We start from the raw sequence: 14,884 nt of genomic DNA, 5'->3' as shown, positions 1-14,884 counted from the left end.
GCTTATTTTAGCGGTCAATATGATTATATATTCATATTTGGATTGTGAAAAAAGGCCGGCAAAGATGAAAAGCCAGAATAATATTTGGGAAGTTATAACCTAAACTATTACGTAATACTATTGTTTTATCGGGTCAACAATTTCTGTATTCCTTCAACGAAGTAGTCGGTTTTTTACGGTATGATTTGGATTGGTCATATGAACAGGAGTCTTTATGAAGTTGCTCAGGGGCCTGGCCCAATATTATGTTGATTTAATGATGAAATTGGGGTTAGTTCGCTTCTCATTACTGCTTGCATCTGCATTGGTGGTTCTTGCCATGGGTGTACAGATGGTAGTGACTTTCCTGCTTCAGGGAGGAGTACAAAGTATTGATTTAGTCCGTTCAATCTTCTTTGGTCTATTGATTACTCCCTGGGCTGTCTATTTCCTTTCGGTTGTTGTTGAGCAGCTTGAAGAATCCCGACAACGATTATCCAGATTAGTTGAAAAATTGGAAGTTATGCGTCAGCGCGATAGAGAACTTAATCAGCAATTAAAAGATAACATTATTAAGCTTAATCAGGAGATCTCAGAAAGAGAAAAAGCAGAGCAGGCGCATCTGATGTTGTTGGATAAATTACAAGAAGAGGTGAAACACCGTGAGCAGACCCAGGTTGAACTGGAACAGCAATCGGTATTACTGAAATCTTTTCTCGATGCTTCTCCTGACTTGGTCTATTACCGTAATGAAAATAATGAGTTCTCTGGTTGTAACCGGGCCATGGAATTGCTGACGGGCAAAAGTCAGAAACAGCTTATTGGTCTGACACCCCATGATGTTTATGACAAAGAGGTTGCTCGTAAGGTGATGGAAACTGATGAAAAAGTATTCCGTCATAACGTTGCGCTGACTTATGAGCAATGGCTGGTTTATCACGATGGCCGAAAAGCCTGTTTTGAACTGCGGAAAGTCCCTTTTTATGATCGGGTAGGAAAGAGACATGGGCTTATGGGGTTTGGGCGCGATATAACGGAACGTAAGCGCTATCAGGACGCTTTGGAGAATGCCAGCAGGGATAAGACGACTTTTATCTCTACGATTAGCCATGAGCTTCGTACGCCTTTAAATGGCATTGTTGGTTTGAGCCGCATCTTGCTCGATACTGAGTTGACTCCTGAGCAAAATAATTATCTGAAAACGATTCATGTCAGTGCTATCACGCTGGGTAATATTTTTAATGACATTATAGAAATGGATAAAATTGAGCGGCGCAAAGTGCAGATTGATAATCAGCCAATTGATTTTACCGGTTTTATGTCCGATCTCGAAAACCTCTCTGGGCTTCTTGTGCAGCCAAAAGGTATTAGATTTGTCATGGAACCCGCATTGCCATTACCCGCTAAAATTCTCACAGATGGTACTCGCTTACGCCAAATTTTATGGAACCTGATTGGTAATGCGGTGAAGTTCACCCAAGAAGGCGAGATTAATGTTCGAATCTGGTATGAAGAAGGAGATCGTCTGCTTTTTGAAGTCACTGACACGGGGATTGGTATTCCTCTTGATGAGCAGGAGAAGATCTTTGCGATGTATTATCAGGTGAAAGGCAGTAGTGGTGGTTGTCCAGCAACAGGAACGGGTATTGGATTGGCTGTATCCAAACGCTTATCCCAAAGTATGGGAGGAGATATTGTGGTGGAAAGTGAGCCGGGAAAAGGCTCTCGATTCACATTGTCTATCATTGCGCCTGCTATGGAGGAGCACCTTCCATGTGAAGAAGATACAGAAGATTATCCCCTTCCGGCTTTGCATATCCTGTTGGTAGAAGATATTGAGCTGAATGTCATAGTTGCTCGCTCAGTACTGGAAAAGTTGGGTAACAGCGTAGAGGTAGTAATGAATGGTAAAGATGCTCTTGCCGTGTTCCAGCCGGGAGAGTTTGATCTGGTATTACTTGATATTCAACTGCCTGATATGAGCGGATTAGATATCGCTCGTGAATTATGTAAGCGTTATACCAAACAGGGGCTGCCCCCACTTATTGCGCTGACTGCTAATGTTTTAAAAGATAGAAAAGAATATTTAGATGCGGGTATGGATGGAGTACTGAGTAAACCACTTTCTGTCAATGCGTTAACTGCCATTATTGAACAATTCTGGGGAGAGCAGTCTGTATATTGTATGAAGCCAAAGGAAGATGAGTTGGGATTGATGAAAAAAGATGAAGATTTACTTGATACAGAAATGCTTAATCAATACATAGAACTCGTTGGCCCTCAATTGATTCGCAATAGTTTAAGTGTATTTGAAAAGATGATGCCGGGGTACCTATCTGTTTTGGATTCGAATATGACAGCTAAAGACCAGAAAGGCATTACGGAGGAAGCCCATAAGATAAAAGGTGCCGCAGGTTCGGTCGGATTACGTCATTTACAGCAACTGGCTCAGCAGATCCAATCACCGGATTTACCCGCATGGTGGGATAATGTTCAGGAATGGGTTGATGAGTTAAAACAAGAATGGAGAAACGATACAGAAATTTTAGGGGAATGGTTGGCAGATGCAGAAAAAAAATAACCCCAACCGAGGTTGGGGTGCGCGAATACTGCGCCAACACCAGGGAAAACTTTTTACACGCCTATCTAATACATCTTTGTTGGGGCGAGTAAATGGGGAATTCTCCGTACATCATACAAGTACCAACATAGCAAAGATAAGATTTTTTGTTACAAGATTCATTAAAATCTGTGATGAAGATTGGTGTTTGACCCCCTAAAGGGTTAAGCAATAATCTACTACAAATGGAGTGAGGTATGAAATCAGTTGCGGTTGTCTTAAGTGGATGTGGTGTATTTGATGGTAGTGAAATTCATGAATCAGTATTAACAATGCTTTCTTTAGATCGTTCAGGTGTTAAGACATGCTTTTTGGCTCCTGATGATCCACAACTTCATGTTATTAATCATATTAATGGTGAAGAAACCGGTGAAAAACGTAATGTCTTACAGGAATCTGCGCGTATTTCAAGAGGAAAAATCAAGCCTTTGTCACATGCAAATGCAAATGAGTTTGATGCCCTGATCATTCCTGGGGGATTTGGTGTTGCAAAGAATTTATGTGACTTTGCGATTAAAGAAGTTGACTGCGAAATCAATAAAGATTTATTAAGTTTAGTGAGAGCTATGCACCAACAACATAAACCAATGGGATTTATGTGCATTGCTCCCGTTATGTTGCCGAAACTACTTAATAAACCGGTGAAATTAACTATTGGTGATGATCCCGACACAGTTGCCCAAATAGAGAAAATGGGGGGAATACATATAGTTTGTAAGGTAAATGATATTGTTGTTGATTTAGAAAATAAAATTGTTACAACTCCAGCCTATATGCTTGCTGAATCTATCTCTCAGGCAGAGGAAGGAATTGATAAACTTGTCAGAAAAGTATTGGAAATGACTGAGTAACTAAGTGCGAAATTCTTTGCAATTTTTATGGCTCTGGCTTAAAAAAATCGTGATTTCAGTCATTATCTTATGGATAGTTTCTGTTGTTGCATTTTCATTTTTGCCAGCGCCATTATCTATGGTTATGGTTGAGCGTCAGATTAATGCTTGGTTATCATTTAATTTTTCTTATGTTTCTCGTTCTATCTGGATAGAGCAAGAGCAAATATCGCCAAATATCGCATTAGCTGTTATTGCTGCGGAAGATCAAAAATTTCCGCAGCATTGGGGATTTGACTTGGATGCTATCGGAAAGGCATTTGAGCATAATAAGAATGACCTGGGAAGACTCCGAGGGGCTTCAACAATTTCTCAGCAAACAGTTAAAAATTTATTTTTGTGGAATGGGCGTAGCTGGTTGAGGAAAGGGTTGGAAGCAGGGATGACTTTTGCCATTGAGTTGGGATGGACAAAAAGCAGAATTCTAACTGTTTATCTTAATATTGCAGAATTTGGGGAGGGTATTTTTGGTGTTGAAGAGGCATCCAGACACTATTTCCATAAATCGGCTAGTAAATTGACAATGTCAGAAGCAGCCTTACTCGCAGCAGTATTGCCTAATCCACACCGTTATAAAGTTAATGCACCTTCAGCTTATGTTTTACAGCGTCAACAATGGATTTTGCGGCAAATGAGGCTGTTGGGAGAAGTGAGTTATCTTAAGAAAAATGAGTTAATGAAAAATAATTAAGGGAAGGGTAGCAAAGTCACTAGGTTTGACGTTGGGCGATAAAAGAGTAAAGCGCGCGCGCCAAAGAGTGGGCGCGGCTCAATATATCTGGGGAAAGTTTTATTATATATCACCCCTGTAACATACTTAATTTAAATAAGTAAATGCAGTTGTTACCCGTTTTACACCGTCAGTTTCGCTAGCAATTTTTGCTGCGGCATTGCCTTCTTGCTTAGTCAGAATTCCCAGCAAAAAGACTTCACCGTTTTCCGTAACAACTTTTATGTTGGAAGACTTAACTGAGTCACTCGCCAGGATTTTTGAACGTATCTTGGTGGTGATCCAAGTATCTTTAGACGCAGTACCCAATTCAACAGGTTTACCCTGACGAATTTCATTGTAAATAACCTGCGTTCCGTTAACACGTGATGCTATTTGTTTAGCACGGTCTGAAAGGCTTGAATCTGAGCTTTGACCTGTCAGCAAAACTTTCCCTTGATAGGCAGTAGTAATAATTCGGGTTTGTTCCTTGAGTTGTTTATCTTTGTTAAGCGCATTACTCACACGTGCTTCCAGTGTGCCATCATCGACCTGTTGGCCGATAGTACGGGGATCAGTGGCTGTTTTAGTCGCTACGGCGGCAGAACCTATTACCGCAGCACCAATACATCCTTGTAACATTACCGCGGCACAAACCGTAGTTAATAGGGAGAGAAATCGCATTATTGGTTCCTTAGTCATCCTGATGGGGAAAGAGTGTATTGTCGATTAAGTCACATAGGCAGTTAACTGTTAGCATATGAACTTCCTGAATTCTGGTACTGCGATGAGATGGAATACGAATTTCCACGTCCTGCGGCCCTAATAAACCAGCAAGTTCACCACCATCATAGCCAGTAAGGGCGACAATCGTCATATCGCGGTTTACAGCAGCTTCAACAGCTTTAACAACGTCACGGCTATTACCATGAGTGGAGATAGCTAATAACACATCACCTTGCTGACCTAATGCTCGAACCTGTTTAGCATAAATTTCATCATGCTGTTTACTGCTTAAAATCGCAGTTATTACCACATTATCTGCGTTAAGTGATAATGCAGGAAGACTTGGACGCTCAGTTTCAAACCGGTTGATCATATTGGCAGCAAACCGCTGTGCAGTTGCGGCTGAACCACCGTTGCCACAGCAAAGGATTTTATTACCATTTAGTAATGACTCAACCATCGTCATTGCAGCACGAGAGATAGCATCAGGTAATGCTTCTGCAGCGGCAATCTGAGTTTGAATACTTTCCGTAAAACAGACTTTAATTCTATCCAGCACGTTTATAACCTACTCAGTATCATTTTAACGAGTGAACTCATTTTGATTGAAGGCATTTGGTAACCATTCAAATCTTTGACCAGTAATAGCACAAATATCAAAGCGACAAGAAGTAGTTTCAAAACATTCGCCTCGTTGATATAACCACACTGCGGCAGCGTGTAATAGTTTTTTACGCTTGCTACGGGTGACTGTCGAGAGCGCATCGCCATGCTGCTCTAGTTTACGAAAGCGGACTTCAATAAAGACCCAAGTCTGCTTGTCTTTCATAATCAGGTCAATTTCACCACCATGTACTTTCGCATTCGCAGCGATAAAAGATAGTCCCTGTTTTTGTAAAAATAACTTTGCCTGCGTTTCATAGCTGCGTCCCAGCAAATAACTTGTCGGCTTTTTTATTTTCATTTTGAAATGGATTGCTTAAATTAAATGCCGCCTGATAACAAGCGGCAATCAACGGTTAAATTAAATGGTAATGATTTGACCATGATGATACTGCATCCATGGGAGCTGTCGAAAAATCGTGCAATTTTCTTGAGCAGATAGCATACCGGAAGCACCATTGAGATGGAAACCACTTTGAAGTTGAATCTGACTGAATTGATTTGCCAATGACCAGGCATCAATACCCATAGCGTAAAGGCGCATCAGAGAGTAATCGTTCGCAAACTTACCGGCTGCTTGCTGCATCAGTGGCAGGTTAGCACCTGCTATTAATGGAATGTCGCTAAATTGTACTCCCTCCATTTCCAGACGGAAATCAGGACCAGCACCGGCCTGATTACTACGGGAACTTGCATATAGAGCAGGTTTATTGCGGGAACTGATTGCCATATCAATCATTGGCTTAATCAGAGTCAGTTCATCCAAGGTGGAAACAATATAAACTGCATCTACTGCACCATCAGAGGTGGAAACCACATCTGTATTTATCTGAGGGATTTCCTGATTACCTATAGTGGTTGGTATGGGCTGATTTGCTACATGAACAACAACGGCAGTCCCAGTTAGACGAATACCAATACCTCTGTTAATTGATTGTTTCAGTTCGGCAGAAGAGCCGAAGGTTTGTTGCAAAACGGCATGACCACCTTGTTTTTGCCATTCTTCCGCGAATGCTTTAGCAATTCTGTCACCGAAGCTACCACGAGGAACCAGTATCAGAGGATTCTGTTTCTGTTGCTGCCAAATATGCTCTGCGGCATTTTTTGCTTCATCTTCTGGTGACAAAGAAAAATAACAAATATTGGGTTGGGGTTGTGCATTATCTAATTCGTTCAGCACCAGCATGTTTAGTGGAGTATTAATCTGAACCAGTTTAACCACGTCAGGTTTAAGTAGCGGTCCGACAACTAAATTCATCCCGTCCTGTTCAGCCTGCATGAATAAATTTTCTAATGGCTGACTTGCAGTGTCATAGATTTTGACTGGTTGCGTGTTAATTGGTGTATTTGCTATGGCAAGCGTTGACTGAACGGTTGGTATTGCTGATTCAGCCGGTGTAGCTTCATTGATAGGTAAGCTTGCCGGATTCTCTGTAGGCATTGGTAGGCTTGGTAAACCCGATTGAGCGTCAAGAAAACCCTGACGGATTGCTTCACCGAATACTTTTGCTTGACCACTTAATGGTAGGAACAGTGCAATACGGGCGTTAGTACCTTGTGGTTGGGTGGCTTCAGGTTGTAACTGGGTTGGAAGTGATTGTGCTGCCGGGTTTTGCGGATAACGAATTTTCCAGTCACGAATAGCTGCCTGTAGTTTGTCGGAGTCCTGTTTGTTATCCTGATAGGTACTGAGTAAGTCTAGCCAGCCTTGCAGAACATTTTCATCAGCGTTGATGACTAACCCACGGCTATCTTGCGGAGAAAAGCGGGTTAGTATCTGCCAGGTATCATCAATGTTTTTTTGATGAATCGTATCATCTTTCAGAAGAGGTTCCTGAGCGATATAAGCACGGATGACATCAAGAGAAGGTTCGCCATTGGCAGCATCAATGATGGATTGATAATGGGCGATTTCTGTACTGACTTTGTCCAGAGTTTGCGAAGGTTGTTGCCCTTGTTGGTCAGGCATGGTACACCCTGCGATGATTATAACTGCCAGCATAGCTGAACAGACTAAACCAGTTTTGATACGCACAAAAATTGAGGAAAGCATACTGTATCCAGCGATGTTTTTTTCAAAGATGCTCAATTTTAAATCGGTCATTCGGATGAAACAATGAATCAACCCAATCGAGCAGTGGTTACGACATCCACGCTATATGTTGTGCCAACCCCCATTGGAAACTTGGGCGATATTACTCAGCGTGCGCTTGAAGTTCTTAAGCATGTCGATTTGATTGCGGCCGAAGATACGCGACATACGGGCTTGTTGCTTCAACATTTTGCCATTAATGCGCGTATGTTCGCACTTCATGATCATAATGAACAGCAGAAAGCAGATCAATTAATTACAACACTTCAGCAGGGGAAGAGCATTGCATTAGTCTCTGACGCGGGAACCCCATTGATTAACGACCCTGGTTATCATGTCGTTCGTCGTTGCCGTGAAGCAGGTATTCACGTTGTCCCTCTTCCAGGGCCTTGTGCAGCTATAACTGCATTGTCTGCTGCTGGTTTGCCATCTGATCGTTTCTGTTATGAAGGATTTTTGCCTGCTAAGAGTAAAAGTCGGAAAGATACTTTACGGGCTTTGGAACAGGAGCCACGTACTTTAATTTTTTATGAATCTACTCATCGTTTGATCGATAGTTTAGAAGATATGGTTGAAGTGTGGGGGGCTGAACGCTATGTCGTTTTGGCGCGGGAACTGACAAAAACCTGGGAATCAATTCAGGGAATGTCGGTAGGTGAACTTCTGGTATGGATTAAAGAAGATGAAACCCGCCGCCGTGGTGAAATGGTATTGATTGTTGAAGGTTATAAAAAAACCGCTGATGATGCTTTATCTCCAGAGGCATTAAGAACGCTGGAACTTCTTCAGCAAGAATTGCCGCTGAAGAAAGCTGCTGCATTGGCAGCAGAGATTCATGGTGTGAAGAAAAATGCACTTTATCGTCATGCTCTGGGACAAAATGAAGATAATGACAGTTGCTGATAAACAAGACAGATAATCAGTAAACGCCTATACATCGTCAGGCAAACCCCTTATAATCCGCCGCGGAGTTGACTAGACAATCGCTGCTTTATCATTATCCCTTGTGGATGATAGATAGAGGGGAGGAAAGTCCGGGCTCCATAGGGCAGGGTGCCAGATAACGTCTGGGAGGTGAAAGCCTACGACTAGTGCAACAGAGAGCAAACCGCCGATGGCCTACTTATGCAGGATCAGGTAAGGGTGAAAGGGTGCGGTAAGAGCGCACCGCGCGACTGGTAACAGTTCGTGGCACGGTAAACTCCACCCGGAGCAAGGCCAAATAGGGGTTCACTAGGTACGGCCCGTATCGAACCCGGGTAGGTTGCTTGAGCCAGTGCGCAAGTGCTGGCCTAGATGAATGATTGTCCACGACAGAACCCGGCTTATCGGTCAACTTCACAAATTTAGCCCCATTAGGTTGTTACCTGATGGGGCTTGCACTTTTTCAGGCTGACAGATCAATTAATAAACCTTGAAATTCAGTATCTGCTTTTAAAGCCAGATGATTTTCTTCATGAATAAAAGCGCCATCTCCACATTTAATCAAGGCGTTATCCTTCGAATCACCTTTTATTTTTATGTTCCCGTTTAGGGATTGCAGATAGGCATTTTTTCCTTTTAATTGCAGACAATGAGATTGATTTTTATTAAGAGAAATATGGTTGACCCACACTTGCTGACGTAATTGCATACTCCCATCTTCGGCAGTTGGAGAGGCCAGCATAGTTAATGGTTGTTCTGATAATTCCATCCGCTGCAACGGTAAACTCTCCTGCTGAGGGAAGGCATTCAGCCAAAGCTGTAAGCGAGTTAGTGGCTTATTGGCACTGATATTATGTTCACTGTAGCTGATACCCTGACGAGTAGAGAATAGTAAGCATTCTCCCTTGTAAGCTCGGACATGATTGCCTTCGCTGTCACGATATTCTGCTCCTCCTTGTAGAATAATATTCAGTATATCTACATGTGGATAAGATTTAGGCTGGAAAGCGGCTTTTGGTGCGATAGTTTCCTGATTAAGTACGCGCAGAGCGCCATACCCTAAAAATTTTGGATCAAAATAGTGACCAAATGAAAATGTATAACGAGCTTGTAGCCAACCATAGTCAGCTTTTCCACATTGCTTTGCTTCTCTATTTACAATCATGATAGCGATTACCTTAAAAAACACACACTAAAATAGTAATTATCTGGACGGCGAAATGTTAGCCAGTTAATCTGGTCACCATATTCAAATTTCCTGATTGAGAAAAATATGAGCAAAGAACGAGCGCTTACACTGGAATCTCTACGGGTCATGGATGCGATTGACCGGCGGGGAAGTTTTGCTGCGGCAGCTGATGAACTTGGTCGTGTTCCTTCTGCACTTAGCTATACGATGCAAAAGCTGGAAGATGAGTTGGATGTGGTGCTATTTGACCGTTCGGGTCATAGAACCAAATTTACCAATGTTGGACGTATGTTACTTGAGCGTGGGCGTCAATTACTTGAGGCTGCGGATAAATTAACTGCTGATGCTGAGGCATTAGCGCGGGGTTGGGAAACTCATCTGACAATCGTTTGTGAGGCACTGGTTCCAGCATCTTTATTATTTCCACTAGTGGGCAAGCTTGCTCAGAAATCGAACACCCAGCTCTCTTTGTTGACTGAGGTTTTGGCTGGCTCATGGGAGCGACTGGAAACTGGCCGGGCGGATATTGTTATTGCGCCAGATATGCATTTCCGCGCATCGGCAGAAATTAACTCGCGCCATCTTTACAGCATTACCAATGTATATGTAGCTAGCCCTGAGCATCCTATTCACCAAGAACCGGAACCTTTGTCTGATGTGACGCGAGTGAAATACCGTGGTATTGCTGTGGCAGATACAGCAAGGGAGCGCCCGGTATTGACGGTTCAGTTATTAGATAAACAACAGCGTTTGACGGTCAGTTCTCTGGAAGATAAACGTCGTGCTCTCTTAGCTGGATTGGGGGTTGCAACCATGCCTTATCCTATGGTGGAACAAGATATTACAGCGGGTCGTTTGCGGGTGATTAGTTCTGAATACAGTCAGGACGCAAATATTATTATGGCATGGCGACGAGACAGTATGGGGGAAGCTAAGTCTTGGTGTTTGCGGGAAATCCCTAAATTATTTGCTAGCCGGTAAATGGAAGTTATGTAAGCGATAAAATAATATACCCGTTATCTTTCAAAAAGATAACGGGTATAATTCAATAAAAGTTGAGTCTATGGATTTAAAGTAAACCGAAAGATTTTCTATATCTCTCGGCAGGATATTACCAGTTTCTATTCATCAGTCGGTCGATACTAAATTTACCGGGGCCTGTGATAGCGAGTAACAGATAGCCGCCGCCAACAGTCAGATTTTTCAGAAACATAGTCTGGTTCATGCCTTCAGTAAAATTGCTGTGGAAGAGAACGGCAGTCAAGATACAAAAACCAAAGGTAAATAACGCGGTGGTACGAGTTAAGAAACCAAACAGAACTGCCAAGCCGCCACCCAGTTCAAGTAAGATAGTTAGTGGTAATAGAAAACCAGGAACGCCCATAGCACTCATATATTGTTGAGTACCTGCGTAAGAATCACCTAATTTCCCATAGCCTGCAACGATAAACAGGATTGGCATTAAAATACGGGCCACTAACAGGGCGATGTCTTCAAACTTTTTCATTAACAACTCCAGATGTACAGGTAAATCACGATGGTTTATTTGATAATTAACTTGTACCAACTTGAAATAGTACAATTTGCTAATCATTAACGGATTAGAATGTATACTAGAGGGAGATGAGGTTAGTTGTAAGCAAGGATTATTAACAATTTTATACAAAGTTTTTGAATGTAAGCAACCAAAGTGATCATTAATAAGGTATATTATGAAAAATTATTGCTATTTCCATTTCAATACTCGAATGATGTAGCGCGACCAACGATAAAATTTCACTGGATGGCGAAGCCCATATAAAGAAATAGCACTGACTCCAAGTTGCAGATAAGGTTTTAATGACAAAAGCTTTTGCCAGCCTTTGTCATAAGGTTCGGTGATACTTTTCCAGAGTTGTGTATTGTTAGAGAGTTCAAGCCGTTGCTGTTGGATATCTCTGAGTAGTTGCTGTTTTTTCAGCTTTCTTTTCCGACGCTGTTTACTCATTGTTGTTATCCTCCAGCATTTCTCTATCAATCTTTAATTGCTTTCGCGTTGCGCTAAGTAATGTTGAATTTCGCGCTTTTCTGATAGTCCATATGAGTCCAATAAGCGCCAGAAGAAATAAAGTTCCAGTGGTACTAACCAACACAGTAAAACGCCAGGCGGGATCGATAGCCCAAAAAATTATTACAAGCAGACACATCAGGCCGAAAGCGGTAAATAACAGTGTCAGGCTGGCTATGACTATCAGTTGTATCAGAGTTGCTTTCTCTTTTTCCAACTCTACAACGATCAGTTGTAAGCGAGTTTCCACTATCTCGATAACGATAGTGGCAATGCGCTGAAGAATATCAAGGACCCCTTTACCGGGGCCTTGAGATTTGGATGAATTACTCATATTAGCGTTTAGCTAACAATACACCTAATATGGCGCCGACGGCTGTACCAATACCGATGCTTGTCCATGGCTTATCGTGAACGTAGTCATCAGCACGGACTGCCATATCTTTTGTTTGCTTAACGATAATATCACTGGCATTACCGAGCTTAGAGCGAGTATCTTTGATTACGTCCTCTACTTTGCCGCGAAGTTCTTCCAGTTCGACTTTGGATTTATCACCGGAATGTTTGATCACTTCTTCCAGTGTATCCGCAAGTGATTTTAGTTCAACATGTAAATCTTCAGTAGTTTTGTTCTGCATCATATAGACTACTCCTCGTATAAGATATGGATATTTAACTTACGTTAGTTGCTTTTCCTGGTGGTGGAAAAGGCTATCATTAAATATAGCTTATATTTTAGAAGATGAATGAAAAACATTAGCGTTATTTCACTATTCTGTTGCAAACGATACAATCATCTGCAACAGAGAGGAGTATTGTGTTTTTTAAGAATCAACTACTTTTTTTGTGGGGAATGGCAAACTTTTTTACGCCATACAACTAACAAACTACCGCTAAAACCAATAATTAGCAAAGCAAGTGGTAGTAATATCAAGAAATTCATTACCAGATCTTCATACTGACGGAAGATAGGGGTTTTGCCGAGTGCATAGCCCAGAGAGGTAAGGATAACGACCCACAGGAGGCCACTGAGCCAGTTAAAAAACTGGAAACGACTATTTTGCAAACCCGTCAAACCAGCAAGTGTTGGTAATAAGGTTCTTACAAATGCGAGGAAACGGCCGATAAGCAAAGCAGATAGGCCATGGCGGTGAAAAAGGCTGTAAGCTCTTTGGTGATAATGGGCTGGAAGGTGAGAAAGCCAGCTTTGTACTATTTTGGTATTTCCTAACCATTTTCCTTGAAGGTAACCTATCCAGCAGCCTAAGCTTGCTCCAGCAGTCAAGATTGCAATCGTTACAGGGAAACTCATTGTACCTTTAGCGATTAGCACTCCAACCAGTATAAGCAGGCTGTCTCCAGGTAAAAATGCAGCGGGAAGCAGGCCACTTTCAAGGAATAGAATCAAGAATAACATGATATAAATGGCCCATAATAGGGATGGGTTGGCCAAAGTTTCATAATCTTGGTGCCAAAGTGCATATATAAGTTCTTTTACTATTTCCATCAGGTGTTCCTAAAATGCCTTTATTCGTTCATCCTGAAAGCATGAGGCTAAGCTGATTAAATTATATCCTGTTTTAATTATTTGGCCGGTTGTGATGCCTTTCCAATCCCTTGAAAGAGGAAAATGACGCGCCTGATACACTGTAACAAAATCAAGGATGACTAAACAGAAAATTTTGGTGATCAATTGAACATTCACTGTCATCGAATAATAAACGGGTCTATTGAGATTGGCTTGTTAGATTTCTTATTTAAACTAATTGCTATTTTTTCTACTGTTTTAACCTGTTTTCTTCGTAGTTTGTTGTCGTTTATATATATCTAATGATGGTTGATTTCTGCTTACAGATATGAAGTACGGAACTTTTTTATTTGTTTAATTTTTCTAATATTTTCGGTTGTGCGTTAATATTTTTTATGGCAGATTGATTCTTGTGTGAATTTGATTTATTTTTCACCATAGCAAAGGGGAGTAACTTCCTTAGCCGGTTTATCGTCATTACGATGCAATAGCATCCGGTAGCCGGGCAACCTTGAATTTATACCTAGTGGTACATTTTCTATGTTGTAAGTGAGACCTTGCCAGAAGGCGAGGTTGCTTGCAATACATCCATCTCCATAACGTGGGAAAGAAATATAGCAACGGCTGGCGTCTTCTGTGACTTCGGCCGTTTTTGTTTGTGAGAGGAAGAAAATGAACTCAGTGGGTAGTTCCGTTTTATGGGGAAGTTTCGCTGTTTTAATTACAGTTATGTTGTTGTTGGATCTATTCTTACAGGGACGTAAGAAAGAGCAGGTAATGTCATTTCGTCAGGCTGCTGTCTGGAGTGTAATTTGGATAAGTTTATCACTCTTATTTGCATTAGGGTTGTGGTGGTATTTCAGAGAAACTTTAGGGGGGGCCGTCGCTAATAGCCAGGTAATGGCTTTTCTTACCGGTTATTTGCTAGAAAAGGCACTTGCTATTGATAACGTATTCGTTTGGCTGATGTTGTTCAGTTATTTTGCCATTCCGGCAAATTTGCAACGCCGAGTCCTTATTTATGGTGTTTTAGGCGCAATTGTATTGCGTACTGTGATGATCTTTGCGGGGAGTTGGTTGGTTTCTCAATTCAGTTGGATACTCTATTTGTTTGGCATCTTTCTGCTGGTAACAGGTGTTAAGATGGCGTTGGCAAAGGAGGGGGATTCTTCGGTAGGAGATAAGCCTTTTGTCCGTTGGTTAAGATTGCATATTCGTATGACTGATAGTCTCCATGGTGAACGTTTTTTTGTTAAAGAAAACGGTTTGTTATATGCGACTCCATTGATCTTGGTCTTGATTCTGGTTGAAATTAGTGACGTTATTTTTGCCGTAGACAGTATTCCTGCTATTTTTGCCGTCACCACAGATCCGTTTATTGTTTTAACTTCTAGGTAGTGTCCCTTAATTATATAATCTCCGGCAAAAGAGTCGAATACAGCCTAATTTCACCATCGACAGATAGTTTCGTGCTGTTTTTTCATAGCGTGTTGCAATACGTCGATTACCTTTCAAAA

At 41.6% G+C, this 14,884-nt stretch carries 15 protein-coding genes, 1 other RNA gene and 2 pseudogenes; 7 read left to right on the top strand and 11 right to left on the bottom strand.

The annotated features are described in order from the left end of the window. Positions 1–214: 214 nt before the first annotated feature. From arcB to mtgA, 3 genes are all read left to right on the top strand, one after another. A complete protein-coding gene (gene arcB, locus AM629_RS15890) occupies positions 215–2,560 on the top strand; it encodes an aerobic respiration two-component sensor histidine kinase ArcB (protein WP_054480241.1) in 2,346 nt (781 codons plus the stop codon). A 236-nt stretch (positions 2,561–2,796) separates the two neighbouring features. Then, the gene (elbB, locus tag AM629_RS15885; protein WP_054480240.1) at positions 2,797–3,450 is read left to right on the top strand and encodes an isoprenoid biosynthesis glyoxalase ElbB; all 654 of its coding nucleotides are present in this window, start codon (positions 2,797–2,799) and stop codon (positions 3,448–3,450) included. 4 nt (positions 3,451–3,454) lie between these two features. Then, a complete protein-coding gene (mtgA, locus tag AM629_RS15880) occupies positions 3,455–4,180 on the top strand; it encodes a monofunctional biosynthetic peptidoglycan transglycosylase (protein WP_054480239.1) in 726 nt (241 codons plus the stop codon). A 126-nt stretch (positions 4,181–4,306) separates the two neighbouring features. On the opposite strand, the gene dolP is transcribed toward mtgA, so the two are convergent. Genes dolP through AM629_RS15860 form a run of 4 tightly spaced genes read right to left on the bottom strand, consistent with a single transcriptional unit; the run spans position 4,307 to position 7,640 of the window. Then, positions 4,307–4,882, bottom strand: a complete 576-nt coding sequence (gene dolP / locus AM629_RS15875) for a division/outer membrane stress-associated lipid-binding lipoprotein (protein ID WP_054480238.1) — start codon at positions 4,880–4,882, stop codon at positions 4,307–4,309. Positions 4,883–4,892: 10 nt separating this feature from the next. After that, the gene (diaA, locus tag AM629_RS15870) at positions 4,893–5,483 is read right to left on the bottom strand and encodes a DnaA initiator-associating protein DiaA (RefSeq protein ID WP_036768385.1); all 591 of its coding nucleotides are present in this window, start codon (positions 5,481–5,483) and stop codon (positions 4,893–4,895) included. Between the two features lie 24 nt (positions 5,484–5,507). Continuing rightward, positions 5,508–5,888 carry a YraN family protein gene (locus AM629_RS15865; protein ID WP_054480237.1) on the bottom strand — a complete coding sequence of 127 codons (381 nt, stop codon included), beginning with the start codon at positions 5,886–5,888 and terminating at the stop codon, positions 5,508–5,510. Positions 5,889–5,948: 60 nt separating this feature from the next. After that, positions 5,949–7,640: a penicillin-binding protein activator gene (locus tag AM629_RS15860; RefSeq protein WP_072161906.1), complete on the bottom strand. Its 1,692-nt coding sequence runs from the start codon at positions 7,638–7,640 to the stop codon at positions 5,949–5,951. A 63-nt stretch (positions 7,641–7,703) separates the two neighbouring features. Between AM629_RS15860 and rsmI the strand changes: the two genes are divergently transcribed. Both rsmI and rnpB read left to right on the top strand, forming a co-directional pair. Continuing rightward, a complete protein-coding gene (gene rsmI, locus AM629_RS15855; RefSeq protein ID WP_054480235.1) occupies positions 7,704–8,582 on the top strand; it encodes a 16S rRNA (cytidine(1402)-2'-O)-methyltransferase in 879 nt (292 codons plus the stop codon). Positions 8,583–8,646: 64 nt separating this feature from the next. Next, positions 8,647–9,023: RNase P RNA component class A (rnpB, locus tag AM629_RS15950), an RNA gene on the top strand. Between the two features lie 43 nt (positions 9,024–9,066). Here the strand turns inward: rnpB and AM629_RS15850 are convergent. Further along, positions 9,067–9,768 carry a pirin family protein gene (locus AM629_RS15850; protein WP_054480234.1) on the bottom strand — a complete coding sequence of 234 codons (702 nt, stop codon included), beginning with the start codon at positions 9,766–9,768 and terminating at the stop codon, positions 9,067–9,069. Between the two features lie 108 nt (positions 9,769–9,876). Here AM629_RS15850 and AM629_RS15845 point away from each other — a divergent pair, with 108 nt between their 5' ends. Next, on the top strand, positions 9,877–10,773 hold the full coding sequence (locus tag AM629_RS15845) for a LysR family transcriptional regulator (RefSeq protein WP_054480233.1): 897 nt from the start codon (positions 9,877–9,879) through the stop codon (positions 10,771–10,773). 130 nt (positions 10,774–10,903) lie between these two features. On the opposite strand, the gene AM629_RS15840 is transcribed toward AM629_RS15845, so the two are convergent. From AM629_RS15840 to AM629_RS15820, 5 genes are all read right to left on the bottom strand, one after another. Beyond that, complete coding sequence (locus AM629_RS15840) at positions 10,904–11,299, bottom strand: DoxX family protein (protein WP_054480232.1); 396 nt, start codon at positions 11,297–11,299, stop codon at positions 10,904–10,906. A 219-nt stretch (positions 11,300–11,518) separates the two neighbouring features. Then, positions 11,519–11,779: a YqjK-like family protein gene (locus AM629_RS15835; protein WP_054480231.1), complete on the bottom strand. Its 261-nt coding sequence runs from the start codon at positions 11,777–11,779 to the stop codon at positions 11,519–11,521. After that, positions 11,772–12,173, bottom strand: a complete 402-nt coding sequence (locus AM629_RS15830; RefSeq protein WP_054480230.1) for a phage holin family protein — start codon at positions 12,171–12,173, stop codon at positions 11,772–11,774. The genes AM629_RS15835 and AM629_RS15830 overlap by 8 nt, the downstream gene beginning before the upstream one ends. A gap of 1 nt (position 12,174) precedes the next feature. Further along, the gene (locus AM629_RS15825) at positions 12,175–12,480 is read right to left on the bottom strand and encodes an ElaB/YgaM/YqjD family protein (protein ID WP_149617008.1); all 306 of its coding nucleotides are present in this window, start codon (positions 12,478–12,480) and stop codon (positions 12,175–12,177) included. Between the two features lie 194 nt (positions 12,481–12,674). Continuing rightward, positions 12,675–13,346, bottom strand: coding sequence for a DedA family protein (locus AM629_RS15820; RefSeq protein ID WP_054480229.1), 672 nt, complete (start codon positions 13,344–13,346; stop codon positions 12,675–12,677). A gap of 693 nt (positions 13,347–14,039) precedes the next feature. Here AM629_RS15820 and AM629_RS15815 point away from each other — a divergent pair. Further along, a pseudogene (locus AM629_RS15815) lies at positions 14,040–14,759 on the top strand (TerC/Alx family metal homeostasis membrane protein); the annotation flags it as partial. A gap of 12 nt (positions 14,760–14,771) precedes the next feature. Here the strand turns inward: AM629_RS15815 and AM629_RS23545 are convergent. After that, positions 14,772–14,884 (bottom strand): annotated as a pseudogene (locus AM629_RS23545) (IS5/IS1182 family transposase); the annotation flags it as partial.

This window comes from Photorhabdus heterorhabditis, assembly GCF_001280945.1.
Classification (GTDB): domain Bacteria; phylum Pseudomonadota; class Gammaproteobacteria; order Enterobacterales; family Enterobacteriaceae; genus Photorhabdus; species Photorhabdus heterorhabditis.
The sequence above is the reverse complement of the archived record's forward strand: the minus strand, read 5'-3'. Positions and strand labels throughout refer to the sequence as shown.